This is a genomic window from Cohaesibacter haloalkalitolerans (assembly GCF_003574655.1).
In the GTDB taxonomy this organism is placed as follows: Bacteria; Pseudomonadota; Alphaproteobacteria; order Rhizobiales; family Cohaesibacteraceae; genus Cohaesibacter; species Cohaesibacter haloalkalitolerans.
Genome location: NZ_QNUM01000001.1, coordinates 1 through 16,491, shown reverse-complemented (window position 1 = coordinate 16,491; position 16,491 = coordinate 1). Strand labels below are relative to the sequence as shown.

Here is a 16,491-nt window from a genome sequence, read left to right as displayed (position 1 = left end):
GGCAGCCTTGCCACAAGACACCAAGAGCCCCGTGCCAAGCGCGGGGCTTTTTGCTGCTTGCCTAGACGGGATGCGCTTCAAGCTCGTCTGTCTGATCCTCATCAAGGGGCTGCACGCCAAGCCTCGGGCCGGTATCATCGGACTGCAGCACCCGCTCGACCTGTTCTTCGGTGCTTTCCGGTTCGGCATAGATCGCCCTTGCCGCCTTGAGCAGATCCGACATGGCCTTGTAGGCATAGTCCGAATCGTTGAGGAATGAGGTCGCCGACTGGATCTCCAGATCGCCAGCGCGGATATGGGCTTCAACCATGTGGGTGGTGGCGCTCTTGTTCTTCTTGATGGTCGCCAGTTCCTCTTCCAGCCAGACGCCGTCGCGGTCGGCCTCTTCCATCTGGTTCAGTTTGTGCAGCTCGACAAGGATCCGAGCAATCTCGATGCGCAGCCCGTTGTAAAGATCTGTCGCCGTTCCCATCGGCTTGTGGGTGAACAGGTTGGCATTGCGCCGCATATGCTTGATCGCCTTGACCGCTCGCACCATAGCAGTTGCCGCATCGCGCAAGCGGTAGGCTCGTTCCAGTTCCATATGCGGCAGATCCTTGTCCCCGACCCGCGAGGTGAAGTCGACGATGGCTGAATAGAGCGTCTTGACGCGCGCCTCATAGCGGGCGTCGATATCAATCTCGAAGGTCGCCCGGCTGGTCCGGACGGTCCGGGCGATATCAACGCTGGCGTATAGCTCGTGGCGATGGATATTCAGCCCGTGGGCGATCAGCTCGACGGCATTGTCCTGCAGATGCAGCACTTCCTTGCGCAGGGCCAGTTCAATGGTCGCCGGGAAGGCATCCACCGCCTCGTTGAGATATTTGGGCTGTGAGACATCGGTGCGGGGTTCCGGGATTCGGCGGGTGAGGAAACCGATGAGCTGGCCCATCAGCGGCACCATGATCAGCACCCCCAGCACGTTGAAAATGGTGTGGAACACTGCCAGCTTCAGCGCATAGTCATCGCTGGCAATGCCGACCTCGAAGCTGATGAAATCGACCACCTGCCGCAACTGGTTGATGAATACCAGCGCAACACTTGCCGTGACCAGATTGAAGAGCAGATGAGCCAGCGCCAGCCGCTTGCCCTGATAGTTGGCGGTCAGCGAGCCGATGATGGCGGTGATGGTGGTGCCGATGTTGGCCCCGATGGCGAGGGCGAGAGCATTGGCATAGGAGATCTGACCGGCGGCCAGCGCCGTCAGAATGAGCACCATCGTTGCGTGGCTCGATTGCATGACGACGGTGGCAGCGGAGCCGACGAGCGTGTAGACGATGAGCCCCAGCACCCCTGACAGCGCGAACCGCGTGAGGTCGAACTGGTCCTTGAAGGCATCAAAGCCCTCTTTCATGAAATGGATACCCAGAAACAGAAATCCGAGCCCTGCCAGCACATGGCCCGCCCCGCGCAGATATTTGTTGTGCTGGAAGACAAGCACGATGGCAATGGCCAGCATTGGCATCGCATAGGCGGAGATCTTGACCTTGAGCCCGAACCCGGCAATCAGCCAGGCCCCGGTCGTGGTTCCGATATTGGCCCCGAAAATGATGCCGACCCCGGCGACCAGCGAGATGAGACCGGCAGAAAGGAAGGAAATGGTGATGACCGAGACGAGGGAGCTCGACTGCATCAGGGACGTGGTCAGAACGCCGAAGCTGATGGATCGCAGGGTGGACCCTGTCATCCGTGCCAGTATCTTTTCGAGAAATCCGCCGGAGAACAGTTTGAACCCGTCCTCCAGCATCAGCATGCCAAACAGAAAGACTGCCACCCCGGCGGCGATTTCCTGAAAGTCCATGCTGACCCAGAAGGCGGCCAGCATGAGAACCAGAATGATGGGCAGCAGCGTTTTCTTCATGAACGGGTCACCTCGGTCCGCCTTTATCCCGGTTCAGGCAGGTGGCCCGATGGCCAGCCTGCGAACCGGGCTATAAGCGCACAGAGTACACCCAAATCATTAAGGAAGCATCATGCCTCTGAGGGCGAAGTAGAACAGGGCAGCCAGCACGCCGGAGACGGGGACCGTGATGATCCACGCCGAGGCGATCTTGAGCAGTGTCGAACGCTTGACCAGCTGGCGTTTGAGTGCCTTGCGCAGCTTCTTGCGCTGAGCGGCCGAGATCACGGCTTCCGGCCCCATTGCCTTGAGGGCATCCAGCATGCGTTTCTTTTCGTCTGCCGGAGCGTTGCGGAATTCGGCCAGAACCATTTCCACCTTGGCAAGCGACGGGCTGCCCACATGTTTGGAGAGCACGTCCTCGACCACCTTGCTCATGCGCTGTTCGAGAAACTCCCTGAGGAAACCGACGCCGAACACGGCACCCAGTGCCACATGGGTCGAGCTGATCGGCATGCCGAGCTGGCTGGCGATGATCACGGTAATCGCTGCCGCAAGGGCGATGCAGAAGGCGCGAGACCGGTCGAGTTCGGTGATTTCAGAGCCCACCGTGTGAATGAGTTTGGGGCCAAACAGGGCAAGACCGAAGGAAATGCCGAGCGCACCGATGACCATCACCCAAAGCGGGATGCTGACCTGAGCGTGGTTGCCGCCATCGACGGTCAGCACTTCGACGATCCCGGCGAGCGGACCAACCGCGTTGGCGACATCGTTGGCGCCATGGGCAAAACTCAGCAGAGCGGCAGCGAAGATCAGCGGGATGGTGAACAGCTTGTTCACGCCGTCGCGGTCTTCGCCTATCCGGTCCGTGGCCCGGGCAATGATCGGCCGCACGATGAAGAAGCAGACAACGGCGGCGGCAGTTCCGATGGACACGGCGGTCGAGAAGTTGACCTTGACGACCTGGTTGATCCCCTTGAGGCAGATGTAGGTGGTGAAAGCCCAGGCCATGACCGAAATCATGTATGGCATCACCCGGCGCGCCGCCGAAATCGGGTCTTCCTTGAAGAAGATCAGCTTCTTGAGAATATAGAGTGTCAGTGCGGCAATGACGCCGCCGCAAAGCGGGGAAATGACCCAGCTGGATGCGATCTTGAACATCGAGTCCCAGTTGACGATATCCCAGCCGGCACTCGCGATACCGGCGCCCATCACGCCACCCACAATCGAATGGGTGGTGGACACGGGCGCACCAAGCCAGGTCGCTGCATTGAGCCAGATTGCAGCGCCCAGAAGCGCGCCCATCATGACCCAGATGAAGGTATCGGTATCGGCGATGTTGGCCGGGTCGATGATACCCTTCTTGACGGTGTGAACCACGTCACCACCGGCGATGATGGCGCCACCGGCCTCGAAGACCGCTGCAATCATGATGGCCATGGTCAGGGTCATGGCGAAGGAGCCGACCGCCGGACCTACGTTGTTGGCCACGTCGTTGGCGCCGATGTTCAGCGACATGTAAGCGCCGATCACTGCGGCCGCGATCAGGAGGAAAGATTGTTCTACATGGGCAAACTGTGTGCCAGCGTAGATCATGACACCGACCATGAAAAGAATGGCCGTGCCCAGCCGCCCCACTTCAGATCTGCTCAAATCAGTTGCATTCTCGATCTTGAGAAAATCTCCAACTTTCATATTGCCTGCCTTTAGCTTTTTTGCATCCCCGGCGGTTGCTGCTCCCTGGCTATGAGGCCCTCGGAGGCAAAGGTCCGCTCTTTTGCATAGATGAATTTCTGCTATTGTGTTGGCTGCTGGTGGCGTCAGCCACGAAGGGAGTGGCGGAAATTTGTCGATATTTCCAGAGAAATCGACAAATAAATTTCTCAAAGCGCACCCCGTGCATTAAAAGGGAAAGAACGCCCGCAAAGGAGTGCACACCGTGCACTCATCCTGTTGAAAACCAGCCGTTGGACTCCATCTACATCATGCAGTTGATCTTAAGAGCCATTTTTCCATTTCTGATTGCCCTCGCATCCATGACCGTTTCTGCGGCAGCCTGCCTCGAAGAGAAAAATCCGGCTCCGGCCGAGATCAGCAATGCCGTTCACACGCGCTTTGTCAAAAGTCTGTCGGACATGAAGATGGAAACATTCGTGACTCGCTATTGCGGCTTGAAAGGCGAGGATCGCGGCTTTGCCGAGAAGCTGTTCGGCAGTGCTTATGAGGGGCTGGATCAGGACGAGGAATTCACCCTGCTGCGCATGTCGATCATGGTACCGGACATTGAGGAGTCGGTTAACTGGGTGATCGAGAATGCCCGCCTCAAGGAAGATGGGGACGAGTGGGAGAGCATCAGCCTCAAGCGGTTTGTCACCAATGTACGCACCCGCTTCCCGGCAACCCGCTCGGTGCTGGATGGCGCCTATCTCAACCGGATCGAGGCGCTGTTTCAGTCAGCTGTTGATGCCATCCGCAACAATGAAGACGCCGCAGACCGGAAGATCAGCGAGGCAGACGCTCGGATCGCCGACTATGAAAAACAGATTGATGAGCTCAGATGGAAGGTCGAGAGCCTGAAAGACGAGCGCAGAGACTATCGCGTCATGCGGCAGACTCTGGAAGCCGAGCAATAGGGCTCGACCTCGCTCTATTCGCGATTGAGAATCCTGTCGACGAGCAGGCTGGTCCAGCGTTCCGACTGGAAGGAGTTCATAAGCCCGTCTTCGTCATAGACGGTTTCGACCCACTCCATGAAGCTGATGTCATGGACGGCCTTGTAGGCGAGATACTGCTCGAAGAAATGGTCGAGAATCCCCGTCTTGGCCTGCTTGAAATGGCCAAACCGCATCGAAAGCTGCTCGCGGGCCTTTTCCACCGGCACGTCTTCCATGATGATCAGATAAAGCGCCGAGATGAGGCTCGCCCGATCCGCTCCCGCCTTGCAATGCAGAAGGATGGGATATTGCAGCGAAGAGAAATAGTCCCGCAGGCCGAGAATAGTTGTGCGGGACGGTGCCCCGCGTGAGCGCACCTGCAGATCGTCCCGCATGACAATGCCATAGTCTTCGCAGGCCTTGCGTTCCAGCCTGTCACTGCCGCAGTCTCTCGGGCCGCGCAGATTGAGGATCGTGCGGATGCCGAGTTCCTGAGCATAGTAGCGGATCTGATGGGGCCACGGCTGGGACGAGCGCCAGGCTCGCTCGGAAACCTTGTGCCGGTTGGCATAAGGCGTGCGGAACATCCCGTGATCGACGAAGATCATTTCCGCATAGTCATAGATCGGGGCGAAGAAACGGCGCAACCAGTTCGGAGACATATCCGAGATGGTATCTCGCAGCCGGGCGATCTGTTTGTAGACGGCTTTGCGCGCCCTCTTTGACAAGGGCGCCTTCCGCATGGTTTCCGGTATATTGTCAGGTGAATAGCTCACTCAGCATTTCCCTTTATCCATCGTCGGAGACGGGGTCTTACAGTCCGCAACAATGTCAGCCATCATGGCCCGCAAGCGATCAAGCAAATCCGTCCGGCAAATCGCAACGCATCGACTCGGTTCATGACCCATATTGCCTAAGGCATGGGGAGTGTGCAAACAACGACTTTCGGACAGCAACAGATCGTTCCTGCTCGCACTTCCAGTGACACCGGCCCAAGGAACCGAAGCGGTGTTTCGCACAAACCGGAGTGACTTAGCAACCTTTCGACCTTGCGTCAATGTTGCCGCCTAGTCCCGCGCAAGGCCGGTAAAGCAAAGATGGATCTCGCGCAGGTGGGCCCTTGCCCTGTGTTCGAGCAGATAGATCCCCTGCCATTGGCCCAGAGCCATGCGTCCGGCATTGACAGGAATGGTCAGACTGACCGAGGTTAGCATGGTCTTGATGTGGGCGGGCATGTCATCAGGGCCTTCCAGCGAATGCTCGTAATAGCGGCTTTCAGGCGCGGCATCGTCAAGATACTGCAACAGGTCCTGCTGTACGGTCGGATCGAAATTCTCCTGAATGGTCAGCGATGCCGAAGTGTGCTTGCAGAAGACGGTCAGCGTCCCCGAGACGGCACCCGCCTCATTGAGCCAGCGGGACACCTCGCCGGTTATGGTGAGCATGCTCTTTCCTGACGTTCGCAAGGAAAGGGTTTCGTGGAGAACAGTGAACATGATGGGTCCCGACAGGTTGAGCGTGATCGGCGTCAAAGGGCTTTGAAAGCGGCAATGCCACTTTCTTATATACTATAGAGAGAAATAGCAAAAAGACCTGACCTCACGCTTTGCCAATCTGCCATCGAGTGGACTGCAGGGCAACATCATCAAGGCGGGCAGGGGAGCCGCATCGAAAGGCTGGCCTTGCTTACGCGGGCGGGCTATGAAAAGGGAAGATCTTTTTTTTGAAGGCTCTTTGTTTTTCTTTATTGGCATGACGGACCAATCAGACGATGACAATCAAGCATACCGATCCGGTGCTCTATATGTCCGGCCAGCTCAGCCGAACACCGCGACCGGCAGCGATCACCGACGAAGGCGGTGGCGGCAAATTCACGCCTCAGGGCGTGTGTCTCCCCTTTCCGGGCAACACGTTTCTTTGCCATATCGACCCGACATCAAGAGCGCATCGGGCGTTGCGGGCGCTGCAACAGGAGATCAGGTCAGGCCCCTACGGGCACTATTTCACGTTTCTGCCGCCCGCAAGCCTGCACATGACTGTGTTTCAAGGCGTGGCACCCGGCTGCACCAGCGTTGCCGAGGGCTGGCCCGCTGCAGTGCCGCCGGGGACCGACAGGGATGTCGTTACGGACATTTTCGTCAACAGCCTGTCCGGACACAGCTTCCCGCAAGGGATGAAGGTGGACGCAACGGATCTGTTTGCACTCCATTCGATCTCCGTGGCCGGGGCAACTGAAACGGACGAGACGGTGCTGAGACAAATACGGGATCAGCTGTCGAGGATCACCTCCATCCGCTATCATGCGCACGATACCTATATATTCCATATAACATTGGCCTACCCTCTGACCTTCACGGATCCCGGGACAGCCCGCTCGATCAGCGAGGAAAGCGACAGGCTGTTTGCCCGTTACAGGGACGAGTTGATTACCATCGACATTCCTGCTGTCGAGTTTTGCAGTTTCGAAAATATGCATCAATTTGACCGGATTTTGCGGCTCTAGCTGGCAATTTTACCGGCATTTTGTCGGGATTGCCCATTTTGGCAAAAGGCGATCCCGTTGCTGGTTGTCCTTTGATGCGACCGCCGAGCCATGAATTTTTGTATCATTGGCCTTCTGCCTCATTCTCTTTTAGATTGTTGAGACCTTAGTAGGCACGCTGTGGTGAAATAGGCCATGAAAGTAGCCGGATCATCCATTTACGCTTTTCAATAAGTATTACTTAATGGCTTTGGGAGATATTTTCGTTAGGGAGGAAACTATGAAACTAAGCTCCATTCTGCTCGCCAGTGCACTCGTTCTGGCGCCAATGACAGCTATGGCTGCTGGCAAAACTGTCGGCTTCTCGCAGATCGGTTCTGAATCCGGTTGGCGCGCTGCTGAAACCACTGTTACCAAACAGCAGGCCGAAGAACGCGGCGTGACCCTGAAATTTGCTGATGCTCAGCAGAAACAGGAAAACCAGATCAAGGCTCTGCGTGGCTTCATTGCACAAGGCGTTGACGCCATCTTCCTGGCTCCGGTGGTTGCTACCGGCTGGGACGCTGTTCTGGAAGAAGCTCAGGATGCCAAAATTCCCGTCATTCTGCTCGACCGCAAGGTTGACGCCGACCCAAGCCTCTACATGACTGCCGTTACGTCCGACACCGTCTATGAAGGTGAAGTGGCTGGCAACTGGCTCAAGGAAGCCGTTGCAGGCAAGGACTGCCGCATTGTCGAGCTTCAGGGCACCACCGGCTCTTCTCCTGCCATCGACCGCAAGAAGGGCTTTGAAAAGGCCATTGCCGACGCTCCGAACCTCAAGATCGTTCGCAGCCAGACCGGCGACTTCACCCGCGCTCAGGGTAAAGTGGTCATGGAAAGCTTCCTGAAGGCTGAAGGCGCTGCCAACATCTGCGCTCTTTATGCCCACAACGACGACATGGCCGTTGGTGCTATCCAGGCCATCAAGGAAGCTGGCGCCAAACCGGGCTCCGACATTCTGGTTGTCGCCATCGACGCTGTTCCTGACATGCATCTGGCCATTGCCAACGGCGAAGCAAACGCCACCGTTGAGTTGACCCCGAACATGGCTGGCCCGGCATTCGACATCCTCGACGCCTACTGGAAAGATGGCACCCTGCCAGAAAAATGGGTACAGACCGAATCCAAGCTCTATACTCAGAAAGACGACAACAAAGCCGTCTATGAAATGAAAAAGAGCCTGGGTTACTGATCTCTGACTTTCGTCTTGATGGGCAGCCTTGGCTGCCCATCATCACGTTCACTCGGCTTTTCATCCAATTCTGGTAGCCCTCAGGATCAAACCATGTCCATGACCCCCGAGCCGGTCCTACAGGCGACCGGTATTTCCAAATTCTTCCCCGGCGCCATCGCGCTGGATGATGTTTCCCTCTCTCTGTACCCCGGTGAAGTGCATGCCCTACTGGGTGAGAACGGGGCGGGAAAATCCACTCTCATCAAATGTCTGACAGGCGCCTACAAACGCGACGCCGGCACGATTCTACTGGCCGGTCAGGAGATCAACCCGCGCGATCCGCAGGACAGCCTCGCCCTTGGCATCGGTACGGTCTATCAGGAAGTCAACCTGCTCTCCAACATGACGGTTGCCGAGAATCTCTTCCTTGGCTGGCAGCCCATGCGCCACGGCATGATCGATAACCGGGTCATGCTCAAGCGCTCGAAGGAAATCCTGTCGGGCTTCGGGCTTGATATCGACCCCTCGCTGCTGCTTTCCAGCTATTCCATCGCCATCCAGCAGGTCGTCGCCATTGCGCGCGCCGTGGAACTGGCGGGCAAGGTGCTGATCCTTGACGAGCCGACGGCCAGTCTCGACCGCGAGGAGATCGATCTTCTCTTCTCCGTTGTCCGTAAGCTCACCGAGCGCGGTCTGGCGGTTGTCTTCATCACGCATTTTCTCGATCAGGTGTTCGAAATCTCTGACAGGGCAACGATCCTGCGCAACGGTCGCATCGTCGGCACGCGGGTTCTGGCAGACGTGACGCAAACCGAAATCGTCACCATGATGTTGGGCCGCGAGCTTGAGGAAGCAAAGAAGGAACGTGGCAAGGCCGTCATTGGCGAGACCATTCTGGAACTCAAGAGCTATGGCCGTCGCGGCACCATCGAACCGTTCGACATGATTCTGCACAAGGGTGAGGTGATTGGCCTTGCCGGGCTGCTGGGTTCGGGCCGCAGCGAAACGGCGGGCGTGATCTTCGGCTCGACCCCCGCCGATCAGGGTACGGCCAGCCTCAACGGCAAACCGATCAAGCTCGACAATCCCCGGTCAGCCATCCATCTCGGCTTCGGACTCTGCCCGGAAGACCGCAAGACGGACGGCATCGTCGGCGACCTCTCGGTGCGCGAGAATATCATCCTGTCCCTGCAGGCCCGCCGCGGCTGGATGCGTCCGATCACCCGCGCCAAGGCAGAAAAGATCGCCGAAGACTATGTCAAGAAACTCGACATCCGTCTCGCCAGCCTTGACATGCCGATCCGGTTGCTTTCGGGTGGCAATCAGCAGAAGGCGTTGCTTGCGCGCTGGCTGGCAACCGAGCCGGACATTCTCATTCTGGATGAACCGACCCGCGGCATCGATGTTGGTGCCCATGCCGAGATCATCGAACTGATCCAGACCCTCCGGGCCCAGGGCATGGCGCTGATCGTCGCCTCGTCAGAGCTGGAAGAGCTGATCACCTATTCGAGTCGCATTGTGGTTCTGCGGGATCGCCGTCAGGTCAGGGAATTGCGCGGCGATGAAATTTCCATTGGTGCGATCGTCAGATCCATCGCAGAGGAGGGAGGGGCGCAACAATGATGAGCGATACTCTCCGGCGCATTGCGCCGCAGCTGGTCATTCTGGCAGTCGTCATTCTGCTGAACTTTATCGTTTTTCCGGGATTCTTCTCCATTGAATTCCAGAATGGTCGCCTGTTCGGCAACATCATTGATGTGCTGAACCGTGGTGCGCCGGTCGCCCTGCTGGCCACCGGCATGACACTGGTCATCGCCACCAAGGGTATTGATCTTTCGGTCGGCGCGGTCATGGCCATCGCCGGGGCGGTTGCTGCAAGTGTGGTTACCGCAGGAGGGGGCTGGGTCCCCGCACTATTGGCCGCCCTTGCCGCCGGGCTTGCATGCGGGTCATGGAACGGCATTCTGGTTGCCATCTTTCGGGTGCAGCCGATTGTCGCCACGCTTGTTCTGATGGTGGCCGGGCGCGGAATTGCCCAGCTGATCACCGAAGGCAAGATCATGACCTTCATCAACCCCGGCCTTATCCATCTGGGGGCTGGCACGATCCTTGGCGTGCCGACCCCGGTCTGGATCTGGATCATCATGGGCTGTCTGGTGACCTATGTGGTGCGCCGTACCGCTCTGGGCATGCTCATCGAGGCTATCGGTATCAATGAAACCTCCTCACGGCTGGCGGGTATCAACTCGCGCGTGCTGCTGGTGGCGGTCTATCTGGTCACCGGCTTCTGCGCAGCGCTGGCGGGCGTTGTCGTTGCCGCCGACATCAAGGGGGCCGACGCCAACAACGCCGGGCTGTGGATGGAGCTTGACGCCATCCTCGCCGTCGTCATCGGTGGCAACTCGCTGCTCGGGGGGCGGTTTTCGATTGTCGCCTCGCTGCTCGGGGCGCTCATCATCCAGTCGGTCAACTCCGTCATTCTCCTGTCCGGCATGCCTCCGGAATTCAACCTGGTGATCAAGGCGCTGCTGATTATCGTCATCCTGTTCATCCAGTCGCCGACGGTACAGCACGCGATCTACCTGTTCCGTGCCTCCACACCGCCGCATGCGCCCACTGAGGAACGAGCCGAGAAAAGCGCCGAGAAATCCCACAAGAACAATCAGACCGCTAGGGAGAGTCTGTCATGATGAAATCGCCAAGGCTGCCGCTTTACCTGACCATGGCGACCTTTTTCCTCGCCTATCTGCTCTGTATCTGGGAGTTCCCCAGCATGTTCTCGACCCGGGTTGTCGCGAACCTTCTGACGGACAACGCCTTTCTGGGCATCACGGCCGTCGGCATGACCTTCGTCATCCTGACGGGCGGGATCGACCTCTCGGTCGGTTCGGTCATCGCCTTCACCGGTGTGTTCATTGCCGTTATCCTGCGGGACACGTCCATTCATCCGCTGGTTGCCTTCGGTCTGGTGCTGACCATCACGATCGCTTTCGGTGCGGCAGAAGGGGCAATCGTTCACTATCTGGAGATGCCGGCCTTCATTGTCACGCTGGCCGGCATGTTCCTCATGCGTGGGCTCGCTTATGTGCTCTCGACGGATTCGGTCCCCGTCACGCATGAGTTTTATGACGTGCTGCAGTCGATCTACTGGAAAGCGCCCGGTGGCGGGAGGTTCAGACTGATCGGTGGCGTGATGCTGCTTGTCTTCATCGCAGCCATGGTGGTGTTACACCGCACGAAGTTCGGCAAGAATGTCTATGCGCTGGGCGGCGGAGTTCAGACGGCCCAGCTGATGGGCGTGCCCATAGCCCGCACGACAATCCTCATCTATGCGACATCCGGCGGACTGGCGGGACTTGCAGGAATCGTCTATTCGCTTTACACATCAGCAGGCTATTCATTGTCGACAGTCGGCGTGGAACTGGATGCAATTGCTGCGGTTGTGATTGGTGGCACATTGCTCAGCGGTGGCACGGGATTCGTGGCTGGAACATTCTTCGGTATCCTTATCATGGGACTGATCCAGACTTACATTGTCTTTGATGGCACCCTGTCGAGCTGGTGGACCAAGATCGTGATTGGCATCCTGTTGTTCACCTTCATCATGCTTCAAAAGGTACTGGCTTGGGCGACAACGGCGAGAAGAAAACCAGCAACAGAATTCGCGATGCGATCATGAGCCTTACGTCCGCTGGAGGCACCTCACAACAAGCCTTCAACAATACGTCCAAGGTCGTTGACCAGCTCGGAATGGCCATTGTTTCGGGGGACTACGCAGAACAGACGATGATCCCGCTGGATCCCGATCTGGAAGAAATGTTCGGCGTATCCCGCACGGTCATCCGGGAAGCGAAGAAAACTCTGGTGGGCAAGGGGCTGCTGCAGTCAAAAGCCAAGGTTGGGACGCGTGTGCGCCCCTCCTCGGACTGGAGCATGTTTGACCCGGATGTGTTGCGCTGGCATGCAAGCCTGCGCAAGCCGGGCCCCTTTCTCAATGAACTGCATGAAATTCGTCTCATCTTCGAACCAGCGGCGTCCGCGATGGTGGCAAGGCGCGCCTCGCCAGCCGATTGCGAACAACTGACCCGGCAGTTCAGGCGAATGGCGGCTGCAACCGATCATGTCGCCTATGCCGTTGCCAATATCGAGTTTCACACCTCTATCCTGCATCTTTCCAGAAACCGGTTCCTGTCATCGCTGGGTGATATGGTGCAGGCAGCCCTTTTCTCTGTCTATCGGATTGGCCATGACCGGGCGCGCATCGAGGCCACGGGCAACATGCAGCAGGCTTCGATCGATACCTATCGTCAGTTGGTCGACGCGATTCGTCAGGGCGACGCCGAGCGGGCGGAAGCAACGATGGCCGATGCCATTGTCCTGTTCAGGGAAAATCTGTCCTGACGCTCAAATCGCAGCCGCACCCATCCGGTACGCTCAGCCAGACGATGTCTTTTCATCATTGATCGGAGCACTCCTGATGCCGGTGGCTGTCGCCTTGAAGAGCTCGGCGATCTCGAGGAACTGCTGTCGCAACGGATTGCTGCGGCGCCAGACCATGCCGATGGTCCGTGTTGGCGCGGGCGCGGGCAGATGCGCGATGGATACCGGCGCCGAGCGGATCTCCACCCGAACGGCCATTTCCGGGATCAGCGTGACGCCGATACCTGCTCCCACCATCTGCACCAGCGTCGTCAGCGAGCTGCCTTCCATCAGGTTGCGCGGCAGGGCGGCATTGCTGTTGCAATAGGAAATGGCCTGATCCCTGAAACAATGACCTTCTTCCAGTAACAACAGGCGCATCGTCTGAAGCATCTCGGGATTGGGAACCGGCCTTTGCGCATCCTCCTCGGGGCGCAGCAGCACGAATTCTTCCTCGAACAGAGGTACTTCTTCCAGCGATGGCTCGGAAATGGGCAAGGCGACAATCGCGGCATCAAGGCGCGCATCGAGAAGGTCGGCAATCAGCCGCCGGGTCTTGGCCTCTCTCGGGCGCAGCTCCAGTCCGGCAAAACGGTCGCCCATGGTCTTTATGAAGTCGGACAGGACATAAGGGGCAACCGTGGGGATGATGCCGAAGCGGAACTGCCCGCCCAGCGGCCCGTGCGTGCTGCGGGCCAGATCCTCCAGTTCCTTCACCGATTGCAAAATCTGCTGGGCGCGTTCTGCAAATGCGCTGCCGAGTGCTGTCAAGTGGATCTGGCGCGGGCCGCGCTCGACCAGCGGCGCACCGATCAGTGCTTCCAGTTCCTTGATCTGTACGGAGAGGGCAGGCTGCGTAACCGCGCAATCTTCAGCTGCCCGCCCGAAATGCTTGTGACGGGCGAGGGCATCGAAATAGCGCAACTGCTTCATGGATAGGTTTATCATTAGAAATTCTTATCACAATCCTTAGAAAATGCAATTTCCTTTAATGGATAGAGTTTGGTAGACGTAGCATAAGGCAAGAAGACACGCTAAAATGGTGTACAGGCTCGGTTGATCTTCAGACAAGGCCGCCAATCAATATTGGAACGGCAAGCCAGTCTTGTGCGCGAGAAACGTTTGATTGATTTTTTGGAGGACCAAATGGACCATAACGAAACCAAATCGACTGGAAAATGCCCTGTCATGCACGGCAGCAACACCGCCATGGGAACCGGTGTCATGGACTGGTGGCCGAATGCTCTCAATCTGGACATTCTGCACCAGCATGACACCAAGACCAATCCCTATGGTGAAGATTTCGATTACACCGAAGAAGTCAAATCGCTCGACTATGAGGCCGTCAAACAGGATCTGCGCGCCCTGATGAATGACAGCCAGGACTGGTGGCCTGCCGACTGGGGCAGCTATGTTGGCATGTTTGCTCGCGTCGCATGGCATGCGGCCGGTTCCTATCGTCTGGCCGATGGTCGTGGTGGCGGTGGCACCGGCAACCAGCGTTTTGCACCGCTCAACTCCTGGCCGGACAACGTCAACACTGATAAGGGCCGTCGTCTGCTTTGGCCGATCAAGAAGAAATATGGCAACAAGCTTTCCTGGGCTGACCTGATCATCCTGTCGGGCACGATTGCCTATGAGGTTGCCGGTCTCAAAACATTCGGTTTTGGCTTTGGCCGCAAGGATATCTGGCATCCGGAAAAGGATACCTATTGGGGCGCCGAAAAAGAATGGCTGGCTCCGAGCGATGGCCGCTATGGCGATGTCGAAAAACCGGAGACCATGGAAAATCCGCTGGCTGCGGTTCAGATGGGTCTCATCTATGTCAACCCGGAAGGGGTCAATGGCAGTCCTGATCCGCTGAAGACCGCGGCCCAGATGCGCGAAACCTTTGCCCGCATGGCCATGGACGATGAAGAAACCGTCGCTCTGACTGCGGGTGGCCATACCATCGGCAAGTGCCACGGCAATGGTCGCGCTGAAAACCTGAGCCCGGATCCGGAAGCCTCAGGTCCTGAATATCAGGGCATGGGCTGGATGAACACCAAGGGCCGCGGCATCGGGCGCGACACGGTGGTCAGTGGTATCGAAGGTGCATGGACCTACGAACCGACCAAATGGGACATGGGCTATTTCAATTATCTGTTCGGCTACGAATGGGAATTGAAGAAGAGTCCGGCCGGTGCCTGGCAGTGGATGCCTATCGACATGAAACCGGAAGACATGCCCGCCGACGTGGAGGATCCGTCTATTCGCTGCGCGCCGATCATGACCGATGCCGACATGGCGCTGAAAATGGATCCTGTCTATAACGAGATCTGCCAGCGTTTCATCAACGACCCCGATTATTTCTCTCAGACCTTTGCTCGGGCGTGGTTCAAGCTGACCCACCGCGACATGGGGCCGAAGGCCCGCTACATCGGTCCTTGGGTGCCAGAGGAAGACCTGATCTGGCAGGATCCGATTCCCGCTGGCAAGGCCGACTATGACATTGCCGCTGTGAAAGCCAGGATCGCCGCGAGCGGTCTCTCGGTTGGCGAAATGGTTGCAACCGCATGGGACAGCGCCCGCACCTATCGTGGATCGGACATGCGCGGTGGCGCCAACGGGGCACGCATTCGCCTTGCACCGCAGAAGGACTGGGAAGGCAATGAACCCGGACGTCTGGGCAGGGTTCTGGCAGTCCTTGAACCGATCGCCGCAGAGTTTGGCATTAGCGTCGCTGACACCATTGTGCTGGCAGGTAATGTCGGTCTGGAAAAAGCCATCAAGGCAGGTGGACTCGATATCGCGGTGCCATTCGTTCCGGGCCGTGGTGATGCGACCGAGGCAATGACCGACGCTCCGTCCTTTGATCCGCTTGAGCCGCTGGCCGACGGCTATCGCAACTGGGCCAAGAAGGACTATGTGGTCAGCCCGGAAGAAATGCTGCTCGATCGCACCCAGCTCCTTGGTCTCACGGCAAAGGAAATGACCGTTCTGATTGGTGGTATGAGAATGCTTGGAACCAACTATGGCGGCACGAAGCATGGCGTGTTTACGGAGAATGAAGGTGCACTGAGCAACGACTTCTTCGTCAACCTTACCGACATGGCCTATAAGTGGGTACCAACCGGCAAGAACACCTATGAGATCCAGGACCGCAAGACCGGCGCCGTCAAGTGGACTGCAACCCGCGTTGATCTGGTCTTCGGCTCCAACTCCATTCTTCGCTCCTATGCCGAGGTCTATGCCCAGGACGACAACAAGGAGAAGTTCGCCAAGGACTTTGTTGCTGCCTGGACCAAGGTCATGAACGCTGACCGGTTTGATGTGAAATCATGAAGCCGGGGGCCTCTCTATAATGAGAGAGCCAGCATAGATTTGAAAACAGGAAAGCGGTCCTTCTGACAGGAGGGCCGCTTTCATCTTTTGAGCGAGGGCGGATGACGCTGCAAGGGGTGGCCGAGCCCATGGAAAAGAGAGATTTTAGCAGGAAGTTGACCTTGTCCCGTCACGAAACTGATAAAAAACTAGGCGGCCAAAAGGTTGGAGAATAGAAAGTGGGCACTATATTTGTTGGAGAAATTCACACCCCTGTTTATCCTCTGGGCAATTGTTGAATTTTTACACAGTAGAAAATCCGCAGAAATCTGGCCTTTTTGAGAGGCATAAAATTTTATCCTCAAACGTTGTCATAAAAATGTATTTTATTGTTTGACTCTGATTGGGGTGGGGTCTATAAGTCCGTTCATCGACAGCGGCGGCGCTGCTGGCGGCGGGGCGGTTCGCCTCAAAATTTGGAATTTGGCGAGTGATTAGGTGCTTGCTTTGAGTTCTGAGAAAAGGCTTTTGGTCTTTT

Annotated in this window: 14 protein-coding genes; 8 read left to right on the top strand and 6 right to left on the bottom strand. The window is 57.3% G+C overall.

Annotation, left to right across the window (positions count from 1 at the left end; translation table 11 throughout):
- Window positions 1–61 precede the first annotated feature (61 nt).
- Window positions 62–1,900: a Na/Pi cotransporter family protein gene (locus DSL70_RS00070; protein ID WP_119305864.1), complete on the bottom strand. Its 1,839-nt coding sequence runs from the start codon at window positions 1,898–1,900 to the stop codon at window positions 62–64.
- 99 nt (window positions 1,901–1,999) lie between these two features.
- Window positions 2,000–3,574 carry an inorganic phosphate transporter gene (locus DSL70_RS00065; protein WP_119305863.1) on the bottom strand — a complete coding sequence of 525 codons (1,575 nt, stop codon included), beginning with the start codon at window positions 3,572–3,574 and terminating at the stop codon, window positions 2,000–2,002.
- 290 nt (window positions 3,575–3,864) lie between these two features.
- On the opposite strand from DSL70_RS00065, the gene DSL70_RS00060 reads away from it, so the two are divergent.
- On the top strand, window positions 3,865–4,512 hold the full coding sequence (locus DSL70_RS00060) for a hypothetical protein (RefSeq protein WP_162916256.1): 648 nt from the start codon (window positions 3,865–3,867) through the stop codon (window positions 4,510–4,512).
- 14 nt (window positions 4,513–4,526) lie between these two features.
- Here the strand turns inward: DSL70_RS00060 and DSL70_RS00055 are convergent, their stop codons facing one another.
- Window positions 4,527–5,309 carry a protein-tyrosine phosphatase family protein gene (locus tag DSL70_RS00055; RefSeq protein WP_245418049.1) on the bottom strand — a complete coding sequence of 261 codons (783 nt, stop codon included), beginning with the start codon at window positions 5,307–5,309 and terminating at the stop codon, window positions 4,527–4,529.
- Between the two features lie 291 nt (window positions 5,310–5,600).
- Window positions 5,601–6,029 (bottom strand): secondary thiamine-phosphate synthase enzyme YjbQ, encoded by a 429-nt coding sequence (locus tag DSL70_RS00050; RefSeq protein WP_119306538.1) that lies wholly within the window; start codon window positions 6,027–6,029, stop codon window positions 5,601–5,603.
- Between the two features lie 275 nt (window positions 6,030–6,304).
- Here DSL70_RS00050 and DSL70_RS00045 point away from each other — a divergent pair, with 275 nt between their 5' ends.
- The 6 genes from DSL70_RS00045 to DSL70_RS00020 all read left to right on the top strand — a co-directional run bounded on the left by DSL70_RS00045 (window position 6,305) and on the right by DSL70_RS00020 (window position 12,632).
- Window positions 6,305–7,036, top strand: coding sequence for a DUF1868 domain-containing protein (locus DSL70_RS00045; RefSeq protein WP_119305861.1), 732 nt, complete (start codon window positions 6,305–6,307; stop codon window positions 7,034–7,036).
- 259 nt (window positions 7,037–7,295) lie between these two features.
- Entirely contained in the window at window positions 7,296–8,249 is a 954-nt protein-coding gene (gene ytfQ / locus DSL70_RS00040; RefSeq protein ID WP_119305860.1) for a galactofuranose ABC transporter, galactofuranose-binding protein YtfQ, read from the top strand.
- Window positions 8,250–8,342: 93 nt separating this feature from the next.
- Window positions 8,343–9,854, top strand: a complete 1,512-nt coding sequence (locus DSL70_RS00035; protein WP_119305859.1) for a sugar ABC transporter ATP-binding protein — start codon at window positions 8,343–8,345, stop codon at window positions 9,852–9,854.
- Complete coding sequence (locus DSL70_RS00030) at window positions 9,854–10,921, top strand: ABC transporter permease (protein ID WP_119306537.1); 1,068 nt, start codon at window positions 9,854–9,856, stop codon at window positions 10,919–10,921. The genes DSL70_RS00035 and DSL70_RS00030 overlap by 1 nt, the downstream gene beginning before the upstream one ends.
- Window positions 10,921–11,910, top strand: coding sequence for a galactofuranose ABC transporter, permease protein YjfF (gene yjfF, locus DSL70_RS00025; RefSeq protein ID WP_119306536.1), 990 nt, complete (start codon window positions 10,921–10,923; stop codon window positions 11,908–11,910). The genes DSL70_RS00030 and yjfF overlap by 1 nt, the downstream gene beginning before the upstream one ends.
- Window positions 11,907–12,632 (top strand): FadR/GntR family transcriptional regulator, encoded by a 726-nt coding sequence (locus DSL70_RS00020; protein ID WP_119305858.1) that lies wholly within the window; start codon window positions 11,907–11,909, stop codon window positions 12,630–12,632. Before yjfF ends, DSL70_RS00020 begins: the two co-directional genes overlap by 4 nt.
- A 33-nt stretch (window positions 12,633–12,665) precedes the next feature.
- Here DSL70_RS00020 and DSL70_RS00015 read toward each other — a convergent pair whose 3' ends face one another.
- Window positions 12,666–13,598 (bottom strand): hydrogen peroxide-inducible genes activator, encoded by a 933-nt coding sequence (locus DSL70_RS00015; protein WP_119305857.1) that lies wholly within the window; start codon window positions 13,596–13,598, stop codon window positions 12,666–12,668.
- A gap of 198 nt (window positions 13,599–13,796) precedes the next feature.
- On the opposite strand from DSL70_RS00015, the gene katG reads away from it, so the two are divergent.
- On the top strand, window positions 13,797–15,974 hold the full coding sequence (katG, locus tag DSL70_RS00010) for a catalase/peroxidase HPI (protein WP_119306535.1): 2,178 nt from the start codon (window positions 13,797–13,799) through the stop codon (window positions 15,972–15,974).
- 282 nt (window positions 15,975–16,256) lie between these two features.
- Here the strand turns inward: katG and DSL70_RS22385 are convergent.
- The coding region (locus tag DSL70_RS22385) for a hypothetical protein (RefSeq protein WP_205563115.1) at window positions 16,257–16,491 on the bottom strand (235 nt) is incomplete at its 5' end.